We start from the raw sequence: 26,569 nt of genomic DNA on the forward strand, positions 1-26,569 counted from the left end.
GTTACCTTTGTTGATTCCGACGCCGCTGCATTAAATCAGCGGCATCAGCTTACTCAGCGAAAATCAGCGATAGTGAAGGTTTGCATTGCCGAAAAGCCCAGCGTGGCCCGCGAAATTGCCAACGTGCTGGGCGCCACCCGCCGCATGGACGGCTACTTTGAGGGCAACGGCTACCAGGTCACCTGGACGTTCGGGCACTTCTGCCAGCTTAAGGAGCCCGACGACTACCAGCCCGAATGGAAGCGCTGGAGCCTGCACAGCCTGCCCATGATTCCGGACTCGTTTGGCATCAAGCTCATGCGCCGCGACGAGGGCGTGGTGAAGCAGTTCCACACCATCCGGAAGCTGGTGGACGAGGCCGAGGAAGTGATAAACTGCGGCGATGCCGGGCAGGAAGGGGAGGTGATTCAGCGGTGGGTGCTGATGGAAGCCAAGTGCCGCAAGCCCGTGAAGCGCCTCTGGATTTCGTCGCTTACCGAGGAGGCCATCCGCCAGGGCTTCGCCAACCTGCGCGACGGTAAGGAGTTCGATAAGCTGTACCAGGCCGGCAAAAGCCGGGCCGTGGGCGACTGGCTGCTGGGTCTGAATGCCACCCGCCTGTTCACCCTCAAATACACCACCTACCAAGACAAGCAGCTGCTGAGCATCGGCCGGGTGCAAACGCCCACGCTGGCCCTGATAGTGGACCGCTGGCACGAAATTCAGAATTTCCGACCCGAGCCCTACTGGGTGCTACGCACCGAATACCGGGGCACGATGTTCAGCCACATTGCCCCGCCCAAACAAGCCAAGGAGGCCGAAGACGCCCCCGATGAGAAGTCGCGGCTGCGGGCCCTGGGTTACTTCGTGACCGAAAAGGAAGCGCAAGAAGCACTTGAAGCGGTGCGGCCTGCACCACTGGTTATCACGGGCGTAGAAATTAAAAAAGGCCGGGAGTCGCCGCCCCGTTTGTTCGACCTAACCTCGCTGCAGGTGCAGTGCAACAACCAGCTGGGCCTCTCGGCCGAGGACACGCTTAAGATTGTGCAGGGCCTGTACGAGAAGAAGGCAGTGAGCTATCCGCGGGTGGACACCACGTTTTTGCCCGACGACCAGTACCCGAAAATCCCCGGAATTCTGCGCGGCATCGGCTACGACAGCCTGACCGCGCCGCTGCTCGCCACCAAGATTCCGAAGACGCCCAAGGTGTTCAACAACGCTAAGGTGACCGACCACCACGCCATTATCCCGACCGGCGCGGCGGGCCCCGGCGGTGGTATGGAAAGCAGCGTGTACGACATTATCACGCGGCGTTTCATCGCGGCCTTTTACCCCGATTGCGAGGTGAGCAACACCACCGTGCTGGCCGAGGCCGCCGAGCGCCCGTTCCGGGTGCGCGGCCGGCAGATTCTTAGCCCCGGCTGGCGCGTGGTGTACGGCAACCCCGAGGAGCAGCAGGCGCCCACGCCGGCGCCCGCGCCCAACCAAAAGCCCGGCGGCGAGGAGGCCGAAGACGTGGTGAGCACCGTGCTGCCCAGCTTCGCGCAGGGCGAAAGCGGCCCCCACGTGCCACGCCTCGACAGCAAAACCACCCAGCCGCCCAAGGACTACACCGAAGCCAGCCTACTGCGCGGCATGGAAACCGCCGGCCGCAACATCGACGACGAGGAGCTGCGCCAGGCCATGAAGGAAAACGGCATCGGCCGCCCCAGCACCCGCGCCGCCATCATTGAAACACTGTTTAAGCGCAACTACATCCGGCGCGAGAAGAAGCGCCTGCTGCCCACGCCCACCGGCGTCGAGCTCATCGGCCTCATCCGTAATCCTACTCTAAAATCGGCGGAGCTCACCGGGCAGTGGGAGCAGAAGCTGCGCCAGATTGAGAAGGGCGAGCTGTCGTCGGAGCAGTTTCTGGCCGAGCTCAGCGACCTGGTGCGCGAGATGGTGCAGGAAGTAAAAACCGACGGCCGCGGCCGCATGGTAACTTCTTCTTCAGCTGGTAGCTCTCAGCCATTAGCTGTTAGCTCCGCTCAAGGAAAAGCTAACAGCCAGCAGCTAACAGCTAACAGCTCAGCCAAAGGCTTGGGCTACTGCCCGGTTTGTAAAACCGGCCACGTGCTGCGCGGCAAAACGGCCTTTGGCTGCGCCCGCTTCCGCGAGGGCTGCACGTTCCGGTTGCCGGCCGAGCTGCACGGTAAAAAGCTGAGCGACCCACAGGCTAAAGCCCTGCTAGCTAAGGGCCGAACGCCCGTCATGAAGGGTTTTGTGGGCGCTGATGGCCAGAAGTTCGACGCCGCCATTGCCTTTGATGCGGCCTTTCAGCCCACATTGCAATTGGTGGCCGACCCCAAGCCCGGTGCCACCCCCGACTCGGGCCAGATTCCGTGCCCGGTATGCAAGCTGGGCACCATGCTCCGGGGCAAAGCCGCCTACGGCTGCTCGCGCTTCCGCGAAGACTGTCAGTTCCGGGTAGCCTTCGAGTGGGGCGGCAAAACCCTCACCGAAACGCAGCTTAAGCAGCTGCTGCGACGGGGTGAAACCAGCGTCATCAAAGGCTTCATCTCAGCCAAAACCGGCAACAAGTATGATGCGGCCCTTAAAGTGGAGGAGGGGCGCGTGGTGCCGGTATTTGGGTAGGCTATTGAGCTTGTTAGAGCGGTTACCAAGTTCGTGTACAGTTTTCGAAGGAATTCAAAATGAAGAATTAAAAAATCGATAGTTAGATTTTTAATTCTGTTCGTTGCGGCGGAAACTGCTCTTGGTTCATCTAACAAACTGTTGGGTAGCTCTACGGCTGCGGAGCGTGAGCCGCTGCTTGCAGCGGCAAGCGGTAGGCCGCTTGGATAGCGAGCCGTCCGTACGACGCAGAGCCAAAGGTGACGAAACCACTAGCCCGCCACTGGCTAGCCGCCGGTGCCATTTCCAGCCGCAGGTAACCAAAACCGGACTCTTCGCGCTTGAAATCAGCTGATTCGGGCTCGGTGACACCCAGTACCACGACAAACGGGCTGCGCGGGCCGAAGCCAGTACCAATGCCGGCCTGCCACGCGGGATTTGCCAACCCCAACAGCCCATTGGCACCGTATCCGCTTTCGACCAGCACCCAGTTACGCCACCCCAACCGGTACTGAAACGTGGGCACTGCCGTCACGGTGTCCACGACGGTGGAAGTAGCCACGTAGCTCGCCCTTGAAGAGCCATAGTACCCCACCCGGCCCACCAACACGCCGAATCCGCCGCGCAACTGCCAGGTTTTGTTGGTCAGGCCCAATTCCAGGTGTGGATGTAGGGACCCCAGAGCAAGCCGGGCTCGTCGCCCGTCGCCAATTGTGAGTTGGTCGGCGGCGGCTAGCAGGTTGAGCCCGGCCAGCAAGCTCGTGGTACGACCACGGCTGGCGTGGTGATGCTCCCGCTCAAAGGCAACACCGAGGAGCACGCCATTGAATCGATGCTCCACGGGCTGGCCGGAGCGTGGTTTGCCAAAACCACCTAGTAAATCAATTTTAGGGCGGTAGTCGAGGGTGCTGTGTGCAAATCGGCCCGAAGTGTAGCCGCCACTAAGCAGTAGGAGGCTCCGCTTTTCTGCGTTGGCCGTGTGCGAGGCGCGAGTTTGCGCCTGCGCAATGCAAATTGCAAGGCCATAGAGTAATATCCCAAGCCCAATGGATGAAAGCCGATGACTCATGAAAATAGTTAGTAGACTTGTTCCCGAATAAGCAAAAAACGAAAAAACCCGTCATGCTGAGCGCAGCCGAAGTATCTCTACCGCAACAGTAATCCAATCGACCCAACGAAGCGATAGAGATGCTTCGACTGCGCTCAGCATGACCGCCAACTTTACGATTTCCTGTATTCAGGAACGAGTCTAGTGAATAATCAGCGACTAAGCCGGTAGTTTAGCCGCATGCTGAAATTGTTGTGGCGGCCCAGGTCGGTGGCGTAGTACGGCTCGATGCTGACCCCGGACTTGCCCGGCAGCAGCAGCAGGGCACTCACAAATCCCAGGCTGGAAGTGGGTGAGTGCGGCGAGTGCGCATAGCCCACCTGCAGCCCCGAGCCGTTGCTGCTGCCTAGGCCCGACCCCAGGCTTAAGCGACTGGTATAGGCTCCCATCGCGTTTTCGGCCCCGTAGCACAAGTCCGCTTGCCCGTAGAGTACCGATGGTTTACCCATCCTTACCATCAATTCTGGCATGACAACCGTGCTGCTTCGGGTGTCATCCGTGTCAAAATAGGTGAAGTAACCCAATTGTCCCATGTGAACTCCCACGCGCAACCGGTAGCTCCGCCAATCGTTCTCGCGTTGAAACTCCCGATAAACATGCACATCGACCAGCGTCTTGCGCAAAGTGGTGTCGCGGTCGGTAATAACCGTGTTGCTGTTGCCATCGGGGTCGGGCCGGAGCTGCATGTCGATGCGCTGCTGTCCGGCCCACACCCCGCCGCCCCAGATGCGTACCCTACCCGAAGGTTGCCTCGTTTCAATAGCCACTTCGCCGCCCGCCGCCCGCACCTGCTGCTGCAGCGCCAGGCGCTGCTGGCCGCTGCAGCCGCTGCTCTCACTAATGTAGCCTTCGGCCTCGTGGTAGTTGCTTAGCACGCCTCCGGTTAGCACGGTGGTGCGTTCCTGTTCTGTGGGCGGTGCCAGCTTGCCGGGGGCCGGTGCCTGAGCCGTGGTCAGCAGCACCAGGCCGGCTACGGCCAGGCTCAACGGCAGTCCCGCCAGGCGTAGACCCTGCACGCGAATCGTAGCCAGAAAAGCCCCGCTCTCAGCCACTAACACCACGAGCAGCAGCGCCCGCACCACCAGTACCTCGGGCAACGTGAGGGCCTGCTGGCCCAGTAAGCCCGATAGGCCGAGTATGGTCACTGCCACAATTACCGTGCGCGTCGGGCTCGCCACGGACCCAGCTGGGGTCGGTGCCAATGCGGCCAGCGCGTCCGGTCCGTACACGCGCCAGGCCCACACACCCAGCGCCAGTAGCGCCAGCGGCAACAGCAGCAATTGCAGCTCCGACCACTGCCCGCCCAGCACCGGATGCACGCTGCCCGCTACGGGCTCGCCCGCCGGGTCGCGCCAAAAGCTCAGCGCCACGCGGCCCAGCAGCAACAGGCCCGTTTGCAGCAGCAGCCACGAGCCCACCGGCCAGCGCCGCCGCCGCACCGCCAACAGCACCCCGCCCACCGCCGCGCACAACAGCAGCGCCAGCAGCTGCGTGGGGGCTACCGGCAGGCTGTGCGCCGCAGTGGCCGGCAGTAGCCCCGCCTGTACCTGCGTGGCCCACGGCAGCGTACCGGCCGCATAGGTAAGACCCCAAAAGCCAGTAGTAGGCTCCCCGAAACAGCACCCGGTAAGCACGCAGCCCAGGCACTGCACCACCAGCGCCCCGCACAGCGGCAGGGCCAGTGCGTCGAGCACCGCCCGGCTCAGGCCCAGCCAGCGCCGTAGGGCTACGGCGGTAAGCACCGCAGCCAGGCTCCCACCCAAGATGGAGCGGGCCGTATCAGCCGGGGCGTCGGTGAAGAGGAGCGTAGCCCACTCGCCAATAGGGTGCGTAATTAGCTTGGCTCCAAGAATAAGCGCAAGGCTGCTGGCTGCTACCAGCGCCAGCCACGGCCGCAGCGGGAAGCCGCGCCGCCAGCCTTCCCACAGCAGCAGCACCACGTTGGTGAGGGTGGCGAGCAGGTAAAAGGGCGTGTAAAAATCGTAGCCGTGAGCGTGGGGAATGGTCATTGGCGAGGCATTGAGCTACGGTGAGAAAGGAGTGCCCAAATCTAGACGCTTAAACCACCACGCTACAAAACTGCTTTTAGCTCTGCCCGACTTTAAAAAAGCTGCATGTTGCTTCTAATAAACTGGTTCATTATGGTTTGCCTAGAAATAATTAGACATTACAGCTTGGGCCTACAAATCTTGCTTTAATGGGCCAAGCCGGATTCCCGGCCTTCCGCCTCAGTCATAGCTTCGTATTGAATCAGGTTTTTCACCATGCCCTTGAAGATGATGCCGTGAAACGGGAGCACGGCGTACCAGTACAGCCGCCCGGCCAGGCCGCGGGGACGGTAGGCGGCGAGCTGCTCTACTGCGTGCCCGCCACCGGGCTGGTCCACGATGCGGAACTGCAGCCAGGCCTCGCCGGGTAGCTTCATCTCGGCGTAGAGCAGCAGGCGCTGGCTGGCTTTATCGGCCACCAGCACGCGCCAGAAATCCAGTGGGTCGCCGGCGCGAAGGCGCGAAGGGGAGCGGCGGCCGCGGCGCAGCCCCACCCCGCCCACGGCCTTGTCCATGAGCCCGCGCAGGCGCCAGAGCCAGTCGGTTTTGTACCAGCCCCGGTCGCCGCCGATGCGCCAGATGTTGTCGAGTACCTCCGCCGCTGGCCGCTGGAAGGGCATGAGCTGCCGGTCGAAGAACATGCCGTTCTTGGGAATCTGGATGGCGTCCATGTAGTTTTGGCGCATGGTGCCGGAACTCAGGGCGTCGCTCCAGCTGCTCACTACTTCGTTCTGCTCGATGCGGGTGAAGGCCAGCGCCAGCGCGGCGCGGTAGCCCATGCACTCGTGCGGAATCACACCGCTGATGCTCTTGGCCGGGTCGCACACGGTGTCGTTTTTGAGGCTCTCGACCAGGCTCTGGGCCAGCGAAAACGTGGTGCTCGTGACTAGGTACAGCCACCACGACGAGAGGCGCGGGGTGAGCACGGGCACGGTCACAATCCACCGCTTGTAGCCCCGCTCGGCGGCCAGGCCCAGCAGCATCTGACGGTAGGTCAGCACGTCGGGCCCGCCCACGTCGAAGGCCTGGCCCAGGCAGTCGGCGTTATCCAAAACCGACATCAAGTAAAACATGATGTCGCGGATGCCAATGGGTTGGCAACGTGAGTTCAACCACTTCGGCGTGACCATCACTGGCAGCTTCTCGACTAGGTCCCGGATAATCTCAAATGAGGCCGAGCCCGAGCCGATGATGATGCTGGCGCGCAGCACCGTGAGCTGGGCACTAGTGGCTTGGTCCAGCACGTTTTCCACGGCCCGGCGTGAGCGCAGGTGGACGCTCAGGCCTTGGTCATTGGCAATGCCGGAGAGGTAGATGACTTGCCGCGCGGCGGTCGTGTTGAGGTACTGGGTGAAGTTGTGCGCCGACTGCTGCTCCAGGGTGAAGAAGTTTTCGCCGTGCCCGCTCATGGAGTGCACCAAGTAGTAGGCGGCGTCGATGTCGGTGGGCAGGTGTTTGAGGGTGGCGGGCCGCAACAGGTCACCTTTGGCCACTTGCACGCGGGCCCGCAGCGCTTCGGGTACCGAGTCGGGCAGGGAGAAGCGGCGCGGGTCGCGCACGAGGCACACCACGTCGTGGTCGGCGGCCAGCAGCGGCAGCAGGCGCTGTCCGATGTAACCGGTTGCGCCGGTGAGGAGAATTTTCATGCGGCGAAGAAGTTAACGGCGCGAGCAGGTAGCCGTTCTATCTGAACGTCTGAAGCATGGTCTTGTTTCGGACTCCCCCAATGCGGGCTCGGCAATCGCTGCATCCTCAGCATCTTTGCACCTATGAAACACACGTTTGCACTGCTCGCCACTGGCTTGCTGCTGGCTTCTGCCGCTCAGGCCCAAACCAAGCTCACGGTGCCGCCGCTGAGCCCGGCCACGCACATCCGCCAGGATTTCTCCACCTCCTTCATCGACCTTACGTATTCGCGGCCCTCCCTGCGAGGGCGGGAGGCCTTCGGTAAGCTCGTGCCCAACGGCACCGTGTGGCGCACCGGCGCCAACACCGTGACCAAAGTGCGCTTCGGCGAGGAAGTCAAAATTGGTGACCAGGCCGTGCCCGCCGGGGCCTACGCCCTGTTGGCCATCCCCGATGCCAAAGAGTGGACCTTCATCCTGAACCGCGACACCGCGCAGTGGGGCACCTACGCCTACAAACCGGACCTCGACGTGCTGCGGGTGAAGGCGAAGCCCACCAAGCTGGCCGCTCCTCAGGAAACCATGTCGCTGACCGTGGAAAACATCCGCCCCGCCTCCGCCGACCTCGTGGTGAGCTGGGACCGCACCCAAGTGGCGCTGCCCATCACCGCCGACCCCGACCGAATTGTGATGGCCCAGATTCAGGAGGCCATGAAAGGCGAGAAGAAGCCCTACATGATGGCCGTGCAGTATTACTACAACGCCGGCAAGGACCTGACGCCCGCCCTGGGCTGGCTCAGCGAGTACATCGCCGCCAATCCGGCCCGCTGCGACGGCTACTACTGGCGCGGCAAGCTGCTGCAAAAGCAGGGCAACAATAAAGACGCCATCGCCGCCGCCAACAAGTCGCTGGAGCTACTGAGTGACCAAAAGAACGCCGTGGTGAAAGCCGAATACACGCGCTTGAACCAAGCGGTACTGGCCGCTGCTGGCGGAAAGAAGTAGGATTTTTAGCAAGTAAGTAGAAAAGGCTCCGCTCTTATTTGAGCGGAGCCTTTTTTGCTTGCTTGACGGCTATCCCAAAGTCGCGTTGGGAACCGGCTTGTTACTGCTTGGTCAGGCGGTAAATGTCTCTTTCGCCGTTCCTTTGCTTTGAAATTATCACCAAATTGTTCTTGGCGCTAAACTCGTATTCACCGCTCAGGATGAGCGTCCCGTCAAAATCCGTTGTCCAAGGGCAGCCATTCGTAAACGTTATTTGCTCGTTACTGGTCACCGTGTAAGTACCTGAGCACAGGGCCGGATATTTGGTTATTTGGCTGGTACCGCTCCATTCGCCAGCCGAAAAAACTAGGCTCACCTGTGCCACCGGCCCGCCGGGCTCCCGCTGGAAGGTGCCCGTATAAGTGCCATCCAAGGTAGGAGCGGGAGCTGATTTCTTGCAGCCAGCTGCCAGCAGCAAAAGGAGAAACGCGGAAATGAGTAAGTAGCGCATGACTGAAAAAGGAGTTCGCAGTCATGACCCGCGAGCTACCGGTATGGTTGCGTGAGCCATTCAGCACTTTCTCAAGAAGTGCCTACCGACCCACTACCGGCAGCACCGGCACGCTATCGTGCCCGGCCGCGTCCACGCTGGCCACGCCGAAAATGAAGTTGTCCTTGCTGATGTCCAGGTTGGCCGTCGTGCCGGTCATGGGGATGCGCTGCTGCCACTGGGGCGAACTGGTTTCGCGCACCAGCACCACGTAGCCGGCGGGCTTGGCGCCGGTGGTGGGCGCCTCCCAGCGCAGCTCGGTGCGGTTGGTGAGGTTGGCGGTGAGGACCTCTACCTTGGATGGGGCGGCGGGGGCCAGGGCCAGGCTGGCCATGGTGGCCAGGTTGATGCCGGCGTTGCGACGCAGGTAAGCAAAATCCACACCCTCAGTCACATCGCCGTAGGCGCGGCCCTTTTCGGTGCGCAGGTCCTGGTGCTGATGGGTGTAGTCCTCGTTCATCTCCGTGAAGCGCACGGCGGGGAAGCCCTGCTGGTTGAAGGGCGTGTGGTCGCCGCCGCGCAGGAACCGGTCAGGGCGGTACTCCAGCACCACTTCGTGGCCTTTGCCGTACTGCTGGGCCACGCGCTGGGTGTAGCGCGCCAGCTGGCGGCTGATGCCGTCGTTCTCGTTGCTGAGCTGCCGGCGCACGCGGGCCTGCTCGGGCGTTTCGTTAGCCGGTACGCCTTCACTGAACACGCGCAGCTGCTTGTCGTTGTTAATCACCGGGTCGAAGCCGTGCGAGTTGCCCACGATGTCGTTGTTGAGCATGGCAATCAGGTTCCAGCCTTCCTTCTTGGCGCGGGCGGCGAGGTGGCTGGAGCCATAAAGGCCCTGCTCTTCGCCTTGCACAGCCACAAACTTGAGAGTGCAGGGGAATTTTTCGCCGGCCAGCACGCGGGCCAGCTCCATCACCAGCACCGTGCCCGAGCCGTCGTCGTTGGCACCCGGCGCGTCGGCGGTGGCGTTCATCACGTCCGAAACCCGGGAGTCGATGTGGCCGCTCACCAGGATGATACGCGTGTCGTTGGGGTCGGTGCCGGGCAGGGTGGCCAGCACGTTGGCCATCAGCACGGGCTTGTTGATACGGCGGCCGTCGGGCTTGATGGTGAAGGTGTCCATCTCTACGGTCATGCGGCCGCCCCCGGCCTTGCTGTACTTCAGGAACTCGTCGCGCACGTAGTTGCGGGCCGCGCCGATTCCGCGCGTGGGGTTGTCCGTCTCGCTCAGGGTGTGGCGGGTGCCAAAGGAAACCAGCTTGCGAATATCCGCTTCCAGGTTTTTAGCCGAAATCTGCTCGACCAGTTTTTGAATGCGCGGGTCGGCGGGCGGGAGCAAGGGGCCGGGTTTGTTTTGGGCAAGGGCGGCAAAAGGCGCCAGGAGCAGGAGTGCAGCAAGTTTCATCCCTGAAAGGTAGCGCGCAATGCCAGTTGGTGCCAAGCCACGGGCCTGCAGTGCCAAAATCCTGTGCTGAGCGTTAAACAAAAGAACGTCATGCTTTACCTGGCGTCGGCTTGTCGAAGCATCTTTACACGCAATAGTAAGTGAATTACTTGCGCGATAGAGATGCTTCAAGAAGCGGACGCCAGATAAAGCATGACGTTCGTATTTGCCCAGGCAGTTTCTTAGAAAAGCTGTTGGAGCTAACGGTCTTACCCAGCCTTATAGAACGGCTCGATAGTCCGGAAATACGGATTCACGCCTTCCTCAGAATTTACATCCAGCAGCATCAAATCAACAAACTGGTAGGCGTTGCTTTTGTCCTGCAACACCGGGCCGAGCTCCTGCATAAAGCTAGGGTCGGGGCTATTGCTCTCGAAGGCCAGCAGCAGGCGCGGTACATCGGGGTTGTCGGCCAGCTGCATTTGGGCCAGGTAGGCCGCCGCGATGTGGGGCTGGGAGGCCGCCCATTCCGTAATGGCGTCGGCCACGGCGGTAGGGTAGTCGGCGGGCTGGCTGAGCAGTACCTGGGCATCGCCGCCCCCCGGCGAGAGCGGTCCGGTGAGCTGCCCGGCCAGCAGGGCGGCCAACTCGTCTTTGGGCAGCAGCTTGCCCGCGGGCGAGAACGGATTCAGCACGCAGTCCTGGCCCTGCACCATGTTGAAAAACGCGTGGCCGGGCAGGCGCACGTAGCTCACGGGCCCGTTGTCCATGCCGCCATCGGTGAGGCGGGGCACCGAGGAGAAGATGGGCAGCTTGCCATCGGACAGAATTTGCAGCTGGATTTCCTGGCCTTCGGCCAGCACCACTTCGCCCTCGTTCATGCCTTCCATCGGCGCCAGAATCATCAGCACTTCCTCTTGCAGCAAGGCCTGGTAGAAGGCAGGACGAGCATTTTCATCGGTAGCGGCCAGCAGCAGTAGCTGCTCCAGCACGTTTTCGGGCTCGAAGGGGAAGGGCTCGGGCTCCGGCATCTGGAAGGTAGGCACCGGCGCAACCGGCTCGGGCGGCGCCACAAACTTGGAGCCCTGGTAGCGGGGGCCGCCGGCGGGCTGCGCCGTGGAGTTGGGCGCAGGCGTGGAAGTGGCCGGCGTAGGATTATCTGGCGTGGTGTCGGCAGGTTTGTTTTTCAGGAAGTCGAGCAGGCCCATAATGTGATTAGGAATACGAATGAATCAGGGTGCAATCTACGGCAGAAAAAAGGTTGGAAAGAGGGTAATCAGGCTTTGGCAAGCCAAAATATTCGTTATCTGGTAGCGGCCGGACTGCTGGTTTTTTCCGCAACTCGCTACTGGGGCGTGGCACCCGCCGCCGCTGCGGTTGGCAGGGCCTTAGCGGCAGTTCTGCAGCTGCTCCTCCACTTCCCGGATGGTGCGCGGCTTGGACTTGTTGCCCCAGCTGTTCTCAATGTAGTTCAGCAGGTTGGTGAGCTGTGCGGGGCTCATTCCCTTCTCGCCAGGCATCACGTAGTTGTAGGTGACGCCGTTGACCACGATGGGCCCTTTTTGCCCGTGGCGTAGCAGACAGGGCAGCTCGGCGCGGTGCAGGGCCAGGTAATCGGCCCCGGCCAGGGGCGGAATCAGGCGCGCGAGGCCCTGGCCCTCCCCGCCGTGGCAGCTCGAACAGTGGTCCACGTACAGCCGCTCGCCCTGGTTTTTATTGCTGCTGAAACAGCCCGGCAACGTAACGGCCATTCCCGCCCCCGCCAATAGAAGTCGAAACGCTATGCGCATCTACTGGCGGGCCACCGCCGGTTGGCGGGCCTTAATTTCGGCCAGCAGGATGGGTAGCTCGGTCATCAGCCGGTCCACTTCCTGGGGGTTGAGGCTGTCGTAGAGGCCCCGAATGTGGCCCTGGTCGTCCACGAGCGCGAAAGTGCCGTTGTGGGCAAACCCGCCGGGCGCCTGCTTGTCGGGCTCGGCCGCCGTGTAATAAGCCTTGGCCAGCAGAAACACCGAGTCCTTGGCGCTGGCCTCGCCCTTGGCGCCGGTGGTGGCGAAATGCCAGTTTTTGGCCTTGCCCATGCCCAGCCGGTCGGCGTAGTCGCGCAGCACCGCCACAGTATCGTGAGCGGGGTCGATGGTGTGCGAAAGAAACGCCAGTTGCGGGTCCTGGCCGTACTTGGCGTACACCTTGAGCAACTCGCCCTGCATTTTGGGGCAGATGCCGGGACAGGTGGCAAAGAAGAAATCGGCGATGTAAGCCTGGCCTGCAAACGTCTGGTTGGTAATGATTTCACCAGATTGATTGGTGAGCTTGAAAGCAGGCACGGTGGCAAAAACCGTGTCGGCGGGGCCGCCATCAGCGCGGGGGCGCACGTCGCGCTCGCCCAGAATGGGCAGGCGGGCAGCGGGGTCGGTGCAGGCCGTGAGAAGCGATGCTGCCAGGAAAGGCAGCAGAAAAAGGCGTTTCAGCATAACTTATTTGGTAAGTGCGGGCGCGGCAGGCGCCGGAACGGGCGCGGCTGCTGGCAGTTGACCAATAAACAGCGTAGCCGAGTCTATCGTTGCACGAAATTGCTTACTTACGCCGGCCAGCACCTGCTGCTGCTGCTGGAAGTAGGCCAGGCGGGCAGCGGGCCCGGCGGTAGTATCGGGGGCGCGGTACTGGTGCATCCAGTCCATCATGGCGGCATCGGCGGCGGCCAGGCCATGCAGATAGGGTCCGGCGGCCGGGGCTTTGGCCGCCGTTATTTTGCCTTTCAGCGAATACAGGTGGTCCATTTTCGCCATCAGCGAATCGTGACGGGCCATTACGGCTTTTTCAGCCGCCTGGGCCGGGTCAGGTTGGCGCTGAGTTGTGGGAGAGGGGCAGGCGGCCAGGGCCGGAACAAATGCCACCAATATGGTACGCAGTGCGGTTTTTAGAAGGTAATTCACGCCGCAAAGGTACGCTCATCCCCTTACATCCAGACCCGCAAACCTTCATCTCCTACTCAAGAGGGCAACAAATCAATCCAGCCGTCTTCGCTCACCACCACGGCCAGCGCGGGGTATTTGCTGCTGTTCACGTAGCGGAGGGCCGAATTATATCGGGCGCCGCGCGAGGAGTCGCCTTTGTCGGTGGCCAAACCGTCGAGAATGGCCCCGATGGCATGGCACATGCCGTTGGGTTCCACAAGTACGGCCCCGTCGATGTTGGTGACGAGGCGTAGCACGGAAGGCGTCATAATGCGCGGCACCACTCGGAAGCACTGTCGGGTGAGGCGCTGGGCTTCCCTCGCCGCGCCGGTGCTGATAACCAGGATGGTGCCGGTGGGCTGGGTGGTGGCTTTCTGCGCCAAATCCCAGAGGTAGCCGATGCTATCGAGGGAGAGGTTGGGGAAAACGATGCGGGCAGTGCGCGTAAAGTTATCGGCCGCTACCTGGCCCTGCGGCAGGCGCGGGGTGTTGCTCACCACGCGCATCAGCACGTGGCCGGCGTGGCTCATTTCCCAGCTGTAGTGGTTGGTGAAGTGCACCGTGACCAGCGGCTCGTACTGGCCATCGGACTCGGGCACCAGCTGGCCCAACCCGAATACGTGCGAGGCATCCGAAATCAGGGCTGTGTGTCCTTCGCTCAGCTCCAGCAGCTTGCGAATGCTGCGGTGGTCGCGCATGGGCACGGGCGTTTCCAGGGTAAGCACCGGCACAATGGCCTGGTGCAGGCGCCGGCTCACCAGCATGGTGCCCACGCCCTCGTCGCCTTCGTGGCGCAGGGCGGCCACGCCGTTGCAGGCATCGTAGAGGCCGTGGGTGCCGGCCGGGGCCACGCGCAGCATCAGGCGGCGGCCCGCCGAGCGCAGCAGCTCGTTGTAGTCGCGGTCGAGCACGGGTTGGTCGTTGTCCACCGTGTCGGCCTCGCGCAGGGCGCGGTTGCAGTCGTGCAAAAACTCGATAATAGCCGCGTGGGGCAGGTTGGCCGGCCGGCCGGTAGTCGATTTTGGCAGGGTGTAGTAGCCGTCGTAGCAATCGGCCGAGAGTTGCAGCACTACTGTTACGAGATAGCCCTGCAGGCTCACGGGCACGGCACAAAAGGAGCGCCGGTTTTCCTGACGCGTAGTGGCCAGGTCCTGCAGCGTCGATTCGGTGGCCCGGCACACCAGCTCGTACCAGTGGTGTTTGGCAGCGCGGTCGTGGTCGTTGGGGTGCAGGTGGTACACGATTCCCTGCGGGCCGGTATTCGTTTCCAGAGACGCGGCCATGTTCTTCACGCCGCTGAAATCGAGGGGCGTGTAGCGCAGCGTCGTTGGCTCGACAATTACGGCGCCGGGTTCGTCGGGCTCTTTGGATGAGGCAAAGCCGACCAAAAAAACCTCGGGCCGGAGGTTACGGTCCAGCAAATTAAAAATACCTTCAGCGAAGAGCTGAGCAGAGACGCGAAACAGACTTTGGTGTTCCCACATGGGCAAGTTAGAGGACGGCCGAACCCTGTTGCAGGTGCGACTTCGCCCCGAACTACGGAAAAAAGCGCGGCATAGTGGTAAGGCTTAAACAAATTTCCTTGCGTGGTGCTTCTTCTACTCCCCACAAAGTTGTAACTTCGACCTGTCCGGACCCCGGCTACTGGTCTAGCCCTCACCACCGCCAAGCACGCAAGCCTATGCTTTTCGTCGACATGCTTTTTGTGATGGTGGTGGCCATCTCCTTTATTCCGATTCTGACTGGCTACTGCGCCCACAGCCGTGGCCGTTCGTTCTGGCTCTGGTTTGTGCTGGGGTGGGTGTTGCCCCTGGTGTCGTTCTTCCTGCTTTTCGCCCTCATTGCCCGCGACGAGCTGACCCCCGCCCGCCGCCTTTTGAGCGAAGCCAAACAAATTTTGCGCGAAGCCGAACAAGCCGCTGCCCGCATCCGGGCCGGGAAATAGCGTTTTTAGTGACTGGTTGTTAGTTGGCAGTTGTTAGTCTCTGGTCGAAACTAAATTCTCGTCAACAGGGCTAACTCAATCAGGCGCTGGCGCTCGTTTCTGACGCGTGACTTCCATCTTGGCGTTTTCAAACGCCGTCGTTCGCACCGTCTGGTCTCGTTGGTCCGGCGTGTCAGAGACGCGAAACCAGTGGGCAACGCGTCAGAGACGCGCGCCAGCGTTTCTGACTGCGTGAATTTAGTGAGTTAATAACCACGCCAAGCCAGCACGCCTTTGGCCACCCATGCTCCGGTGCTGAAGCAGCCCTGCAGCAGATAGCCGCCCGTGGGCGCTTCCCAATCCAGCATTTCGCCCGCCACGAAAGTACCCGGCCGCTGCCGCAGCATCAGGTGCTCGTCTAGGGCCGCGAAGGCGACGCCGCCGGCCGTGGAAATGGCCTCGTCTAAGGGGCGCAGGCCCGCTACGGCAATTGGAACGGCTAGCAGCAGCGCGGCCAGCGCTTCCGGGTTCAGCGTGGCCGCGTTGGGTTGCACTTCGCGTAGCAGGGTGGGCACCGGCGGGCCCAGGTGCAGGGTTTTGCGGAGGAAATCGGGCAGGGAGGTGCCCGGCCGGCGCTGCCGTAGCTTGGTTAGCAGGGCGTCGGGTGTGAGGTCGGGTTTCAGGTTCAGGTGCAGGATGGCTGGGCCGCCAGTGGCCAGGGTGGCCCGGAGCTGGGGCGTGCTGGCGTACACGGGCGTGCCTTCCAGGCCGTACTCGGTCAGCATGATTTCGCCGCGCAGGGCCGGGTCGTTGTTCACGCGCAGGGCAATGTTTTTGAGCGGCGCCCGGCCCGCTTTCTCCTTAAAGAAGGCGGACCATGCCACTTCGGCGCCGCAGTTGGACGGCGCAAACGGGGTAACGGCCACGCCCAACTGCTCCAATAAGGGCGCCCACGCGCCGTCGGAGCCGGTTTTGGCCCAGCTGGCACCACCCAGGGCCAGAATGGTAGCGGCGGGTTGCAGCACCAGCTCGCGGGCTGCTTCCGGGCCGCCGCGCTCGTCGCGCACGCGCAGGCCTGAGGCGCCCGCAAACCCCAGCCAGCGGTGGCGGGTCAGGATTTCAACCCCCAAATCATTCAGCCGGGCCACCCAGGCGCGCAGCAGCTCGGCCGGTTTGTGGGCGGCCACCGGAAAAATGCGGCCGCTGGTGCCCACAAAGGTTTCTATGCCCAGGCCCGTGGCCCAGGCCTGCAGCTCGGCCGGCGAAAAGTGGTGCAGCAAGTCCCGGAACCGGGGTTCTTCGGGGCCGTAGCGGCTGGCAAAGCGGCTCAGCTCTTCGGCGTTGCTCAGGTTGAATCCGCCGTGCCCGGCCACCAGAAACTTGCGCCCCACCGTGGCCTGGGCTTCGTACACCCGCACCCGGCAGCCCGCTTCGGCCAGGCGCTGGGCGGCTAGCAGGCCGGCCGGTCCGCCGCCCACCACTGCTACAAAAGACGCGTTATCGCGGGGAATTTCAGCCACAGCCAGAAGGGGGAAAGCTGCAAAGTACGGCCCCCTGCTGGCAAGCAAACCAACTAAAGCGCGGCTTTGCCGTTAGTTTTGGCCCATGGGACCTTACACGATACTAATTGGCCTGAGCCTCGCCGTGCTCTTGTCGTACTTATTTGACCTCACGGCGCGGGCTACCAAAGTTCCCTCGGTGCTGCTGCTGCTTTTGGCCGGCATTGCCCTCGGCCAGGCCAGCTCCTACTGGGAAATGCCCATTGTGGTGCCCTCTGTTGTGCTGCAGCTTTTCGGCATTGTCGGCCTGATTTTCATTGTGTTGGAAGGTTCTCTGGACCTGCGCCTGACACCGGAAAAGTTTCCGCTTATTCAGCGTTCATTTCTGGCGGCGCTGGTCATTATGCTGGTGCAGGTGGGCGCCATTGCGGCGCTGCTGCATGCGTACCTACACGTGGGCTGGCAGAGCTGCATCGTCAATGCCGTGCCGCTGGCCGTGGTGAGCAGCGCGGTGGCCATTCCGAGCGTGGCCGGGCTGGGCGGTGAGAAACAGGAGTTTATCGTTTACGAAAGCACGTTTTCCGATATCATCGGCATCATGCTGTTCAATTTTGCCCTGCAGGACAACTTTGCGCAGGGGCTGTCGGTAGTCACCTTCGGGCGCGATGTGATTGCCGTGATAGTGGTGGCCGTGCTCAGTACCGCGCTGCTGGTTTTCCTGCTGGGCCGGTTGCGTGCCCACGTCAAGTTCTTCCTCTTGTTTGCCTTCCTGGTGCTCATTTACAGCCTGGCCAAAAAGCTGCATTTGTCTTCCCTGGTGCTGGTGCTGGTGTTTGGTCTGGTGGTGAATAACGCTGATTTGCTGGCTCGGGGCGCGCGCATGCAACGCTGGTTCCGGCCCGAAAAACTGGCCGCCGAACTCCAGCAGCTCAAAAGCATCACCGCCGAATCGGCGTTTCTCATCCGCACATTCTTCTTCTTGCTGTTCGGCTTTTCCATCACGCTTTCCAACCTGGTGAGCTGGTCGCTGCTTTTTCAGGGCGTCCTCATCGTGGCGGTCCTCACCTTTATTCGGTTTTTGTACCTCAAGTACGTGGCCAAAACCGACCTCATTCCCGAGCTTTTCATCGCACCCAAAGGCCTGATTTCAGTCCTGCTCTTCTACAGCATTCCCCAAAACATGCTCATCGGTGAGGTTAGCGAAAACATCCTTTTCGTCGTGATTCTCTTCACCGGGCTGTTGATGATGATAGGGCTGATGCTCGCGCACCGAACCCCGGATATGCTTGAGGTCTAAAGCAAGTAACCATTGCGGGTACTCAGTTGCTGGCGTGCGTCTCCGACGCGTTGCCCCTTGGTTTCGCGTCTCTGACGCGCCGGCCCAACGAGACCAGCCGGGGCGAACGGCGGCGTTTGGAAACGCCAGGCCAGGAGGCCACGCGTCGGAGACGCGCGCCAGCGGCTGGCTGCGTAAGTTATGAGTTGGTAGTGAACAGCTGGTAGTGAACAGCTGGCAGTCAAAAAATAACTGTTCACTGCCAATTAAGCTTCGCTTTCCTGGATGAGCTGGCGGCGGTAGCGGGCGAGAATGGCTGATTTCAGGATGAAGCCGAGGTAGCGGCCGTCCTCTTCGCACACAGGCAGGGCCCAGGCGTCGTGGCGGTCGAAGAGCGTTAGGGTGTGCTGGAGGTCGTCGGTAGGGCCTACCACGGCACGGGCGGGCTGCATCAGCTCCCGCACCTGGGTGGTGGTGTAGTGGGCATCATCGAAAAGGGCGTCGCGCACCGAATCCAGGCTGACGATGCCCAGGAGCCGGCCGCCAGCCGCCACTACCGGAAACAGGTTGCGCGAGGTGTGGCGGAAAATGTCCACCAGCTCGCCCAACGTGGTGTTGGGGCGCACGGCGATGAAATCGGTTTCCAGCAACTTGCGTGGGTCGAGCTGCGACAGCAGACCCTGGTCGCGGTTGGCGTACACGTCCACGCCCCGGGCCGTGAGCTTGCGGGTGTACACGGAATAGGGCTCGAAGTACTTGGTGATGAGGTAGGAAGAGCTGCTTACTACCATCAGCGGCACGAACAGGGCGTACCCGCCCGTGATTTCGGCAATGAGGAAGATGGCCGTGAGCGGCGCGTGAATGACGCCGGCCAGCGTGCCGGCCATGCCCAGCACCACAAAGTGAACCTCCGGAATATAAATCAGGCCGCTCAGGTTGATGAGCCGGGCAAAGAAAAAGCCCGCCAACGCGCCCGCAAACAGCGACGAGCCGAACATGCCCCCGTTGCCCCCGGCCCCCACCGTGATGCTGGTGGCCACCACCTTCAGCATCAGGCTGAACAGCACCAGCACCAGCAGCAGCCAGGGGTTATTATCCTGATAAACCGAGAAAATACTGCCGTCGGTGAGGCGTTCGGCGTGGCCCTCAAGTAGTAGCTCCACCGTGTTGTAGCCCTCGCCGTAGAGGGTGGGAAACAGGAAGATGAGCACGCCCAGCGAGGTGCCTCCGAGCAGCACCTTCCGCCAGTTCAGGCCCGGCCATTGGCCAAAAAACTGCTCGAACCAATGGTAGGTCCGAATCATGTAGACCGAGAAAAAGGCGGTGAACAAGCCCAGCAGAATATAGAACGGCACGGCATCGACGGGCCAGCTGGTGGTGATGAGCACGAAGGGCTGACCGGCGTAGAGGGCTTTGGAAACCACCGTGGCCGTGGCCGAGGAAATCAGGAGGGGGATAAAATACTGCGCTGGTAACCCCAACAGAATGGTTTCGACCGCAAACAGCACCCCCGCGATGGGGGAGTTGAAGATGGCCGCCACGCCCGCCGCCGCGCCGCAGCCGGTGAGCAGGCGCCGCCGCCGCCGGTCCACGTGCAGCACCCGGCCGATGTTGGAGCCCAGCGCGGCCCCGGTCACGGAAATGGGGGCCTCGGTACCGGCCGAGCCGCCGAAGCTCACCGTAAGAAAAGCCGTAATCATCTGCGAATACAGCTTGGACCGCGGCACCACGCTGTTTTCGCGGGCCGTGCTGTAGATGATGGGCCCGATGCCCCGGCCCAGCTGCCCACCCAGCAAGTATTTGGTAACCAGTACCGTGAGCGTGATGCCGATGATGGGGTAAATGGACAGGGCGAACACCCGCTGCGGCTCCGAGATGGCCACTTGCAGCATTTCCTGCTGCGCGCTAATGGCCGTTTTCAGCAGCACCGCCGCCAGGCCCGCACCCACGCCCACCAAAATGCTCAGCAGCAGCATGTACATCCGCTCGCTGACGTGGCGGGCCCGCCATAGCAGCAGCGGACGCAACAAGCGGTGAACGGCGTGGTGGGGCATGAGCTATAACAAAGGGTTAACGCAGAAGCAGCAACGCAAAAAGAAGGCGGGCAGATTGCGGCTTAGCAAAACAATAGCTCGGTGGGCCCGCCAAAAACCACGCCTAAATTGTCGGCGGGCCTTCTTTTTAATTACAGTTCCATGATGTCCTCGTTCCAGAGCGTGGGCTCGGCGGCAATAAATTCGTCCATCATATCCACGCATTCCTGCAAGTCCAGGTCTACTACTTCCACGCCGTGGCTTTCCAAAAAAGCCCGCGACTCGCCAAACGTGCGCGACTCGCCCACCATTACCTTCGGAATTTTGAACTGCACGATGGTGCCGGCGCACATGTAGCAAGGCATGAGCGTGGTGTAAATGACGGTGTCGCGGTAGGTGCGCTGCCGGCCGGCGTTGGTGAGGCAGTCCATCTCGCCGTGCTTGATGGCGGAGTCTTCCTGCACGCGCTTGTTGTGGCCCTGGCCCACTATTTTGCCATCGCGCACGAGTACCGAGCCAATGGGAATGCCGCCCTGCGAGCGGCCCAGTCGGGCTTCGTCGATGGCAGCTTGCATGAATTCGTCTTTGATGTTGTGGTCAGTCATGGGTGGATTTTCTAAAATATTCGTTTGTCATCCTGAGCTTGTGAAGGCCCTCATCACGCTTGCGCCGTTTACAAATACTGCAAACTGTTCAAACCTGATAAGGGCCTTCGCAAGCTCAGGATGACAGAAGGGGAAGGCTAATTAGCGGGCGCAAATGCCTCGGTAGGGGCAATACTCGCACTTCTTAAAATCGTCGGTTTTGCGGATGGGCTCCGCTGGGTCCAGGATTCGCAGCACAATTTTACGCACTAAGTCCTCGGAAACCCGGACAAAATCTTCCCCGTTGGGGGTTAGGAAGCCCAAGTCTGCCGAGAGCAGGCCTTTATCGAGGTTGCGCATGGAGACGATGGCCGTGTTTTCGGTTTCGCGCTTTTCGGTGCTCGCCAGCATGAGGCGGTAGAGCCAGAGCTGGCGCACTTTGTCGGCGCTGGAGGTGGCTTCGTGCAGCAGGCGCTCGGTGGCCTCGGCTGGGGTAAGCTTGCCGCGGTTGGTCAGGTTCAGGTCGTTGGCTTCCACGAGCCCGGTTTTGTAGTCTACCACGCGCAGGCGGCCGTCGGGCAGCTGGTCCACGCGGTCGGCTTTGCCGAAGAGGCGCACGGCCAGCGGGCCCGCGCCGGGCACGTCCACAAATACGGTGGCGGCCAGGTCTTTTTCGAGGCTAAAGAGGCGCAGGGGCAAGCCTTCGCTCTGCTCCAGGCCTTCGAGGTAGCGCGAAATGAGGCGCCCGGCCACCTGCCCGTACACGTGGTTCAGGCCCTCGTCGGGGCGGGCGTGCTTCTCGGTTTCTTCCTGGCGCAGGGCCTTGCGCACTTTCTCCGGCACTTGTTTCAGCAATTCGGGAATGTCGGCGGCGGTGATAGGCCGCGCGTCCTGCTCGAAGGGCAGCATCAGGTTTTCGAGCGCCGCGTGTACCATCGTGCCGAAGCTGCCCGCTTCCAGGGTTTCTTCCACCGCCTCATTCTCCTGAAAGCGGGCCACCTTGGAAAAGTAAAACCGCAGCGAGCAAGCCAGAAAATCATTCAGGCGCGAGGGCGAGATGTTGCGTTCCAGCACGCCGCGCAGGGCAGCGAGCATTTCCTCATCCTTTTCCAGCACAAAGTCGCCGGTGTAAGAGGCGTTAGGAGTTAAGCGTGAAGCGTGAAGCGTTAAATCAACGGCTGCCACATGCTCAGTTATTAACCCTTCACTCTCCACTCTTACCTCAGTTGACGGAACCGAAACTGTTAAATCTTCCAGCACCATGTGCGGGTTCTGGGGCAGCAGGTCGTTTTGTAGCTGGAGCAGGAAACGGCTGCGCTCGCCGCTCTTCATGCCGTCGGCGCCGGGCAGCACGTGCACCAAATCCACCCGTTGGGCGCGTTGCAGCAGCCGCCAGAAATTGTAGGCCGTGATGGCTTCGGCATCGGCATAAGTAGGCAGCTTAAATTCCTGCAGCACGTCGTACGGAAACAGCGACTGCGCCTTTTTGGGTGTCGGCAGTACGCCCTCGTTGCAGCTGAGGATGATGACGTGGTCGAAATCCAGGGCCCGGGTTTCAAGCAGGCCCATCACCTGAACGTCGGCCAGGGGCTCACCCGAAAACGGTAGGCGCGTGCGGCCCATCTGCTCATAAAGAAAGCGCCGGAACGAGCGCACCGACAGGCGCTGCTCGCGGCAGTCGAAGGCCGAATCGAGCTGCTTTATCAGCGTGTAGAACAGGTACAAATATTCCGCTTCGATGCCCGACTGTTTATCGGCATACACTTGCTTGAGTAGGTCGATGAGGGCGTGGCAGGCCGCAATAATGTCGTCGCAGTTGTTCCAGGTTTTGAACAGGGCCGCAATGAGCGGATGGTGGGCGCCCAGCTTCAGCAGCTCGGCGGCGGGCAGCAGCACGGCGTTGAGGCGCACGATTTCGCGGCACACCTGGTCGAGCACGCCGTGATACTGGGGCTGGTCGGCCTGGCGGTCCTGCCACTGCTGGTAGCGGCGCAAAAAGGGGTGGCTCAGCAGCTTGGTCACGGCCAGGTGGTGATAGCGCGGCACGCCGAAGTCCGTTTCGGCGCCGCCCTCCCGGATGCCGGTGAGGTGTACTTCAAACAGCAAATCGACCAGGTTAAACAGCGGCGTGGCCTGGAAGCTCAGGCCCATCGTCACGTTGTAGTCGGGCACCTCGTCGGGTGGCAGGCCGTGGAGCACGGGCAGGAGCAGGGTTTCGTCGGGTAGCACCACGGCCACGGTGGCATCGGGGTACTGGCGGCGGGCTTCGGCCAAAAGCTGGCCGGCCAGCTTGCCCTGCATGCTGGGGTTGGCCACGCCCAGGTAGCGTACATGGCGGGGCTGGCCGCGCAGCCATTCGGTGCCGCCGCCGAAGCTTTCCAGCGGCAGATTCCAGTTTGTGAGGTAGCGGCGCAGGTGCTGGCCCGCCCGGTTGGGCGAGCCCTCTTCCAGGTAAAATGGGTCGCCGTCGAAGCGCACTTCGGCCCGCCCGCTGGCCATCAGCAAGCGAATCAGCTGCTCCTCAGCTTTCGATAAATTGCCCAGCCCCACGAAAATATGGCGCGCTACTTCGGCTTCGGCGGGGTCCTGGAGGCGCTTTTCGAGCTTCTCGACGGCCATGCGGTAGGCCAGGCCGGGGTAGGCGAGGTGCGTGGCCAGCATGCGCCGCTTCAATTCGCGGTACACTTTTTCGAGCTGGTCCCAGAAGCTGAAGGAGTGGGCGGCGGCTTTGCTGTTGGCGGGCAGGGCCGCCAGGTCCCAGCGCTCCAGCGCCTTGGCCTGGCTCAGGTATTCGAACACTTTGCGGGTGGGCGCCAGGTTCTGGTCGAGGTTCGAGAAGTCCGTCAGCAGCAGCCCGGCCCAGCCCACGAACCGGTCGAAATCCAGACTGGTATCGATATTTTTGAGGATGTCGAACAGCAGCAGCTGCAGCGCGATGGGCTCCTCTACCTGTACGCCGGCCAGCTCCACCATGTAGTCTTCCATCGCGGCCACGCGGGGCGCCCACAGCGGCGCACCCACCGGCAAGGCCAAGGCCAGCTCGTTTTTCAAATACACCACGGCCCGGCGCGTGGGCACTACCACCACCAAATCGGACAACTCATCGAGCGGGCCGGAGCCGTAGCGGTCCAGCAGCGCGCGGGCCGTAGCGGCCAGGAAAGAAACAGAAGCCACGGACGGCGCGACGGCGTCGGGAGCGGGGTAGGAGGTGGGCTGGGCAGGCATTGCGGTAAAGATACCGGGAAGGCCAAACAGGACCGCGCGGTCCCGGCCCCTTGCCCGGCGGTACGGTCCCGCCGGGCGCTAGCTCGGTAAGGCTTCCAGCCAGGGTTCGGGGGCGCCACTGGCCACAAATTCGAGCAGCAATTCCAGCAGCTCGGGGCAGGTGCGGGGGCGGGGCACCTGCAGGCCGGGAATATCCGGCGGTACGTTGCCCAGCAGGTGGCGCAGGTCCAGAGCGGTGGCACTACGGAAGTCCATGGTCCAATCGGTAAAGCAGCGTTGCAGGCCGGGACCGTTGGCAATCACCCGGCAGTTGTAGTGTCGCGGGTCGGCCACGATGCGGTTGAAATACAGGTTCCGGACTACGGCTTGCTCGCCTTCGAGCACCTGCATGAAGCGGCCGTCGGGAGTATACAGCAGCAAGCCCGTGATGTGATGGATGCGGTTGAAATTCCGGCTCCGCTGGAGCAGGGCAGCCAACTCCGGCTGCTCAAAGGGCACCATCGCCTGGCTTTGATAAATGAGGTGGTGCAGGGCCATAGCGCACTCCTAGTAAGTGGACAAAAGCCGATGCCAAGCCAGAAATCGCGCCTTTTTGGGGCTTTTCCTGGGCGGAAACTCTCGGCTCAGGCAAGATACAAAATTTACACATCAAAAGCGAGGTTTCTACCGCGCACAAAATGGTGCCCACCGGCAGGCGCGGCCCGGCGGCTTTTTGTTTCCTTTGCTCCTCCAACTATTTCTTTGCTGCTCCACTTCATCCCTTTGCCCATGCGATTACCGCTTCTCTGGGTGCTGGCAGCCGGGCTGCTGGCTCCCAACGCCCACGCTCAAACCACGCCCTCTGCCGATACTGCCCGCGTGGCCGCCACGCCGCCGCCACCGCTCTGGCGCAAGTCCGGCAAAACCGCCCTCGGCCTCAACGAGTCGTTGCTGAGCAGCAACTGGCGCGGCGGCGGCGTCAATACCATCGGCTTCAACGCCCTGGCCAACCTGAAAGCCAACCGTAAGCTGGGCGTGCACAGCTTCGATAACGAATCGGATTTCCTGTTTGCCTTTTCCGAAACCCGCGGCCTGGGCTACCGCAAGGGCCAGGACCGACTGTACCTCGACACCAAATACGGCCGCGACATCAGCTCCGACTGGAACATGTTTTTGTCGCTGAATTTGCTCACGCAGTTTGCCGGCGGCTTCCAGTACGACAAGGATGCCCTCGGCAACGAGCGCGCCCGGCAGGTGTCCAGCTTCTTCGCGCCGGCTTTCATCACCGCCGCTTACGGCTTCGAGTACCACCCCAATCCCACGTTTCGGGTGCGCCTGGCGCCCTTCGCGCCCCGCCTCACGGTGGTAAACCGGGCCGAGCGGTTCGTGGCCGTGCTCGGCGACACGCCCTATGGCGTGAACCCCGGCCGCAGCGCCCGTTGGGAAATCCTGGCCGCCCAAATCCTGGCCGAGTACGACAAGCCCCTGAGTCCTACCGTGGCCCTTAAGGCCCGTTACGTGCTGTTTGCCAATTACCGCAACCTCAACGGCAAAGAAACCGACCACCGCCTCGACCTCGGCCTTACCGCCAAAGTGGGCAAATACATCAACGTGGCCATCAACGGTATAGCCCTTTACGACTTCGACCAGGACGCCGGCCTCCAATACTCCCAGGGCCTCAACATCGGCATCGCCTACGCCTTCCAAAACTTCGTGGACGAGAAGAAGTAAGATGGGGAAGCTTGAGTAACAAAAGAAGCGCTGGAGCCGGGAAAGGTTTTTATGAGAATTTGTGCTAAAAATCGTTGCCGATATTTTCGCAAGAAATGATTTTTGAAATTAACAACCTTTTTGTGTCTTCATTGTAAGCATGCTTGATAGACATTATGTCATTAATAATCAGCGGTATTTCTCGTTTATTCTTGACAATTATGTATTCAATGTCATTAGGGGTGAATGACAGAGTGAAATTGGCTCTCAAGTTTTCATTCGCTTGGTCTTTTACAACCTCGTCGAAGAACTCATTTTGGCGGTGGTCTAATTCAAGGTGGTATTGTACCGGTCAATTACAATTTTAATCCGGGCGGTGTGCATACTCAGCGACTTGCTGAAGGAACAAGATTTTCGCACGAGCACCCCACAGCGCTGGCGTAGCGAACAGTTGATGGCTTCGACAATACTTGTTCCGCCGCTGCCCTTGGGGCAGCGGCGATGGTGCCAGCGGGGCAACACCTCCACGTAGGCCTCCCACAGGTCGGTAAAATACCAGCAATGGCGGTGGTAGCGCGGAGGCAGAGCCAACCACAAGCGCCGGGCCGTGGCCGCGTCCCGTCGGCCCAGCACCCAGGCCACGATGCGCCGGCTGGCCCGTTCGACGGCCAACCACAGCCAGACTTTGCGCTTCTTGCGGCCCACGAAGGTCCACATTTCATCCAGCTCCAGCGCTTCCCACTCCTTTTTCTGGTCCTTTTTGGGGCGCAAGCGCGGGAGCGCCGGCGAAGCCGCTTGCGCTTTTTTTTATCCGGCTGGCAATCGTCACCCGCGAGATACCCGTCACGCGGGCAATGCTGCGCTGCGAGTTGCGCTCGCCCAGCAACTCGTCCACCTGCGCATACTGCAGCGCTTTGGCCACGGCGGCGGGGGTAAAACGGGCTTGATGCCCGCAGCCTTTGCACTGGTATTTGGCATGGCCCCCAGCGCTGCCGTTACGGCGAATATGTTCACTGCCGCAAGCAGCGCAGAAATGTTGCGTAAAAACCATCCCTAAAATTAATCATTTCACCTTAGATTAGACCACCGCC

Annotated in this window: 22 protein-coding genes; 5 read left to right on the forward strand and 17 right to left on the reverse strand. The window is 61.5% G+C overall.

Annotation, left to right across the window (positions count from 1 at the left end):
* The first annotated feature begins 72 nt into the window (after positions 1 to 72).
* Positions 73 to 2,616 (forward strand): type IA DNA topoisomerase, encoded by a 2,544-nt coding sequence (locus tag GM79_RS18335; protein WP_035566908.1) that lies wholly within the window; start codon positions 73 to 75, stop codon positions 2,614 to 2,616.
* A gap of 151 nt (positions 2,617 to 2,767) precedes the next feature.
* Here the strand turns inward: GM79_RS18335 and GM79_RS18340 are convergent, their stop codons facing one another.
* From GM79_RS18340 to GM79_RS18350, 3 genes are all read right to left on the reverse strand, one after another.
* Positions 2,768 to 3,436 carry a hypothetical protein gene (locus GM79_RS18340; RefSeq protein ID WP_152560075.1) on the reverse strand — a complete coding sequence of 223 codons (669 nt, stop codon included), beginning with the start codon at positions 3,434 to 3,436 and terminating at the stop codon, positions 2,768 to 2,770.
* A 419-nt stretch (positions 3,437 to 3,855) separates the two neighbouring features.
* Positions 3,856 to 5,712: a prolipoprotein diacylglyceryl transferase family protein gene (locus GM79_RS18345; RefSeq protein WP_035566912.1), complete on the reverse strand. Its 1,857-nt coding sequence runs from the start codon at positions 5,710 to 5,712 to the stop codon at positions 3,856 to 3,858.
* A 185-nt stretch (positions 5,713 to 5,897) separates the two neighbouring features.
* Positions 5,898 to 7,397, reverse strand: coding sequence for an SDR family oxidoreductase (locus tag GM79_RS18350; protein ID WP_035566915.1), 1,500 nt, complete (start codon positions 7,395 to 7,397; stop codon positions 5,898 to 5,900).
* Between the two features lie 123 nt (positions 7,398 to 7,520).
* Between GM79_RS18350 and GM79_RS18355 the strand changes: the two genes are divergently transcribed.
* Positions 7,521 to 8,381: a DUF2911 domain-containing protein gene (locus tag GM79_RS18355; protein ID WP_035566917.1), complete on the forward strand. Its 861-nt coding sequence runs from the start codon at positions 7,521 to 7,523 to the stop codon at positions 8,379 to 8,381.
* A 100-nt stretch (positions 8,382 to 8,481) separates the two neighbouring features.
* Here the strand turns inward: GM79_RS18355 and GM79_RS18360 are convergent, their stop codons facing one another.
* The 7 genes from GM79_RS18360 to GM79_RS23330 form a co-directional block, all read right to left on the reverse strand.
* Positions 8,482 to 8,871, reverse strand: coding sequence for a hypothetical protein (locus GM79_RS18360; protein WP_035566920.1), 390 nt, complete (start codon positions 8,869 to 8,871; stop codon positions 8,482 to 8,484).
* An 82-nt stretch (positions 8,872 to 8,953) separates the two neighbouring features.
* The gene (locus GM79_RS18365; RefSeq protein ID WP_081867867.1) at positions 8,954 to 10,312 is read right to left on the reverse strand and encodes a M20/M25/M40 family metallo-hydrolase; all 1,359 of its coding nucleotides are present in this window, start codon (positions 10,310 to 10,312) and stop codon (positions 8,954 to 8,956) included.
* 248 nt (positions 10,313 to 10,560) lie between these two features.
* Positions 10,561 to 11,499 carry an enhanced serine sensitivity protein SseB C-terminal domain-containing protein gene (locus GM79_RS18370; protein WP_035566923.1) on the reverse strand — a complete coding sequence of 313 codons (939 nt, stop codon included), beginning with the start codon at positions 11,497 to 11,499 and terminating at the stop codon, positions 10,561 to 10,563.
* Positions 11,500 to 11,679: 180 nt separating this feature from the next.
* Positions 11,680 to 12,042 carry a c-type cytochrome gene (locus GM79_RS18375; protein ID WP_235184106.1) on the reverse strand — a complete coding sequence of 121 codons (363 nt, stop codon included), beginning with the start codon at positions 12,040 to 12,042 and terminating at the stop codon, positions 11,680 to 11,682.
* A gap of 39 nt (positions 12,043 to 12,081) precedes the next feature.
* Positions 12,082 to 12,765, reverse strand: a complete 684-nt coding sequence (locus GM79_RS18380) for an SCO family protein (RefSeq protein WP_035566925.1) — start codon at positions 12,763 to 12,765, stop codon at positions 12,082 to 12,084.
* Positions 12,766 to 12,768: 3 nt separating this feature from the next.
* Positions 12,769 to 13,227, reverse strand: a complete 459-nt coding sequence (locus tag GM79_RS18385) for a hypothetical protein (protein ID WP_035566926.1) — start codon at positions 13,225 to 13,227, stop codon at positions 12,769 to 12,771.
* Positions 13,228 to 13,283: 56 nt separating this feature from the next.
* Entirely contained in the window at positions 13,284 to 14,732 is a 1,449-nt protein-coding gene (locus tag GM79_RS23330; RefSeq protein ID WP_051719055.1) for a DNA integrity scanning protein DisA nucleotide-binding domain protein, read from the reverse strand.
* A 197-nt stretch (positions 14,733 to 14,929) separates the two neighbouring features.
* On the opposite strand from GM79_RS23330, the gene GM79_RS18395 reads away from it, so the two are divergent.
* On the forward strand, positions 14,930 to 15,193 hold the full coding sequence (locus tag GM79_RS18395; RefSeq protein ID WP_152560076.1) for a hypothetical protein: 264 nt from the start codon (positions 14,930 to 14,932) through the stop codon (positions 15,191 to 15,193).
* A gap of 245 nt (positions 15,194 to 15,438) precedes the next feature.
* On the opposite strand, the gene GM79_RS18400 is transcribed toward GM79_RS18395, so the two are convergent.
* On the reverse strand, positions 15,439 to 16,692 hold the full coding sequence (locus tag GM79_RS18400) for an NAD(P)/FAD-dependent oxidoreductase (RefSeq protein ID WP_035566928.1): 1,254 nt from the start codon (positions 16,690 to 16,692) through the stop codon (positions 15,439 to 15,441).
* Between the two features lie 85 nt (positions 16,693 to 16,777).
* Between GM79_RS18400 and GM79_RS18405 the strand changes: the two genes are divergently transcribed.
* Complete coding sequence (locus tag GM79_RS18405; protein WP_035566929.1) at positions 16,778 to 17,968, forward strand: cation:proton antiporter; 1,191 nt, start codon at positions 16,778 to 16,780, stop codon at positions 17,966 to 17,968.
* A gap of 245 nt (positions 17,969 to 18,213) precedes the next feature.
* Here GM79_RS18405 and GM79_RS18410 read toward each other — a convergent pair whose 3' ends face one another.
* The 4 genes from GM79_RS18410 to GM79_RS18425 form a co-directional block, all read right to left on the reverse strand.
* On the reverse strand, positions 18,214 to 20,001 hold the full coding sequence (locus GM79_RS18410; RefSeq protein WP_035566930.1) for a chloride channel protein: 1,788 nt from the start codon (positions 19,999 to 20,001) through the stop codon (positions 18,214 to 18,216).
* A gap of 131 nt (positions 20,002 to 20,132) precedes the next feature.
* Positions 20,133 to 20,585 carry a nucleoside deaminase gene (locus tag GM79_RS18415; RefSeq protein WP_035566932.1) on the reverse strand — a complete coding sequence of 151 codons (453 nt, stop codon included), beginning with the start codon at positions 20,583 to 20,585 and terminating at the stop codon, positions 20,133 to 20,135.
* Between the two features lie 141 nt (positions 20,586 to 20,726).
* Complete coding sequence (locus GM79_RS18420) at positions 20,727 to 23,789, reverse strand: PD-(D/E)XK nuclease family protein (protein ID WP_051719056.1); 3,063 nt, start codon at positions 23,787 to 23,789, stop codon at positions 20,727 to 20,729.
* 78 nt (positions 23,790 to 23,867) lie between these two features.
* Positions 23,868 to 24,326 (reverse strand): BLUF domain-containing protein, encoded by a 459-nt coding sequence (locus GM79_RS18425; protein WP_051719057.1) that lies wholly within the window; start codon positions 24,324 to 24,326, stop codon positions 23,868 to 23,870.
* A 231-nt stretch (positions 24,327 to 24,557) separates the two neighbouring features.
* Between GM79_RS18425 and GM79_RS18430 the strand changes: the two genes are divergently transcribed.
* Positions 24,558 to 25,499 (forward strand): DUF3078 domain-containing protein, encoded by a 942-nt coding sequence (locus GM79_RS18430; RefSeq protein WP_035566933.1) that lies wholly within the window; start codon positions 24,558 to 24,560, stop codon positions 25,497 to 25,499.
* A 306-nt stretch (positions 25,500 to 25,805) separates the two neighbouring features.
* On the opposite strand, the gene GM79_RS18435 is transcribed toward GM79_RS18430, so the two are convergent.
* Together GM79_RS18435 and GM79_RS25105 are read right to left on the reverse strand one after the other, a co-directional pair.
* Positions 25,806 to 26,249 carry an IS1 family transposase gene (locus GM79_RS18435; RefSeq protein ID WP_051718714.1) on the reverse strand — a complete coding sequence of 148 codons (444 nt, stop codon included), beginning with the start codon at positions 26,247 to 26,249 and terminating at the stop codon, positions 25,806 to 25,808.
* Positions 26,197 to 26,400, reverse strand: coding sequence for a hypothetical protein (locus tag GM79_RS25105; RefSeq protein ID WP_152559931.1), 204 nt, complete (start codon positions 26,398 to 26,400; stop codon positions 26,197 to 26,199). The genes GM79_RS18435 and GM79_RS25105 overlap by 53 nt, the downstream gene beginning before the upstream one ends.
* Between the last annotated feature and the right edge of the window lie 169 nt (positions 26,401 to 26,569).

Origin of the sequence: Hymenobacter sp. IS2118 (genome assembly GCF_000715495.1) — a bacterium.
GTDB lineage: Bacteria > Bacteroidota > Bacteroidia > Cytophagales > Hymenobacteraceae > Hymenobacter.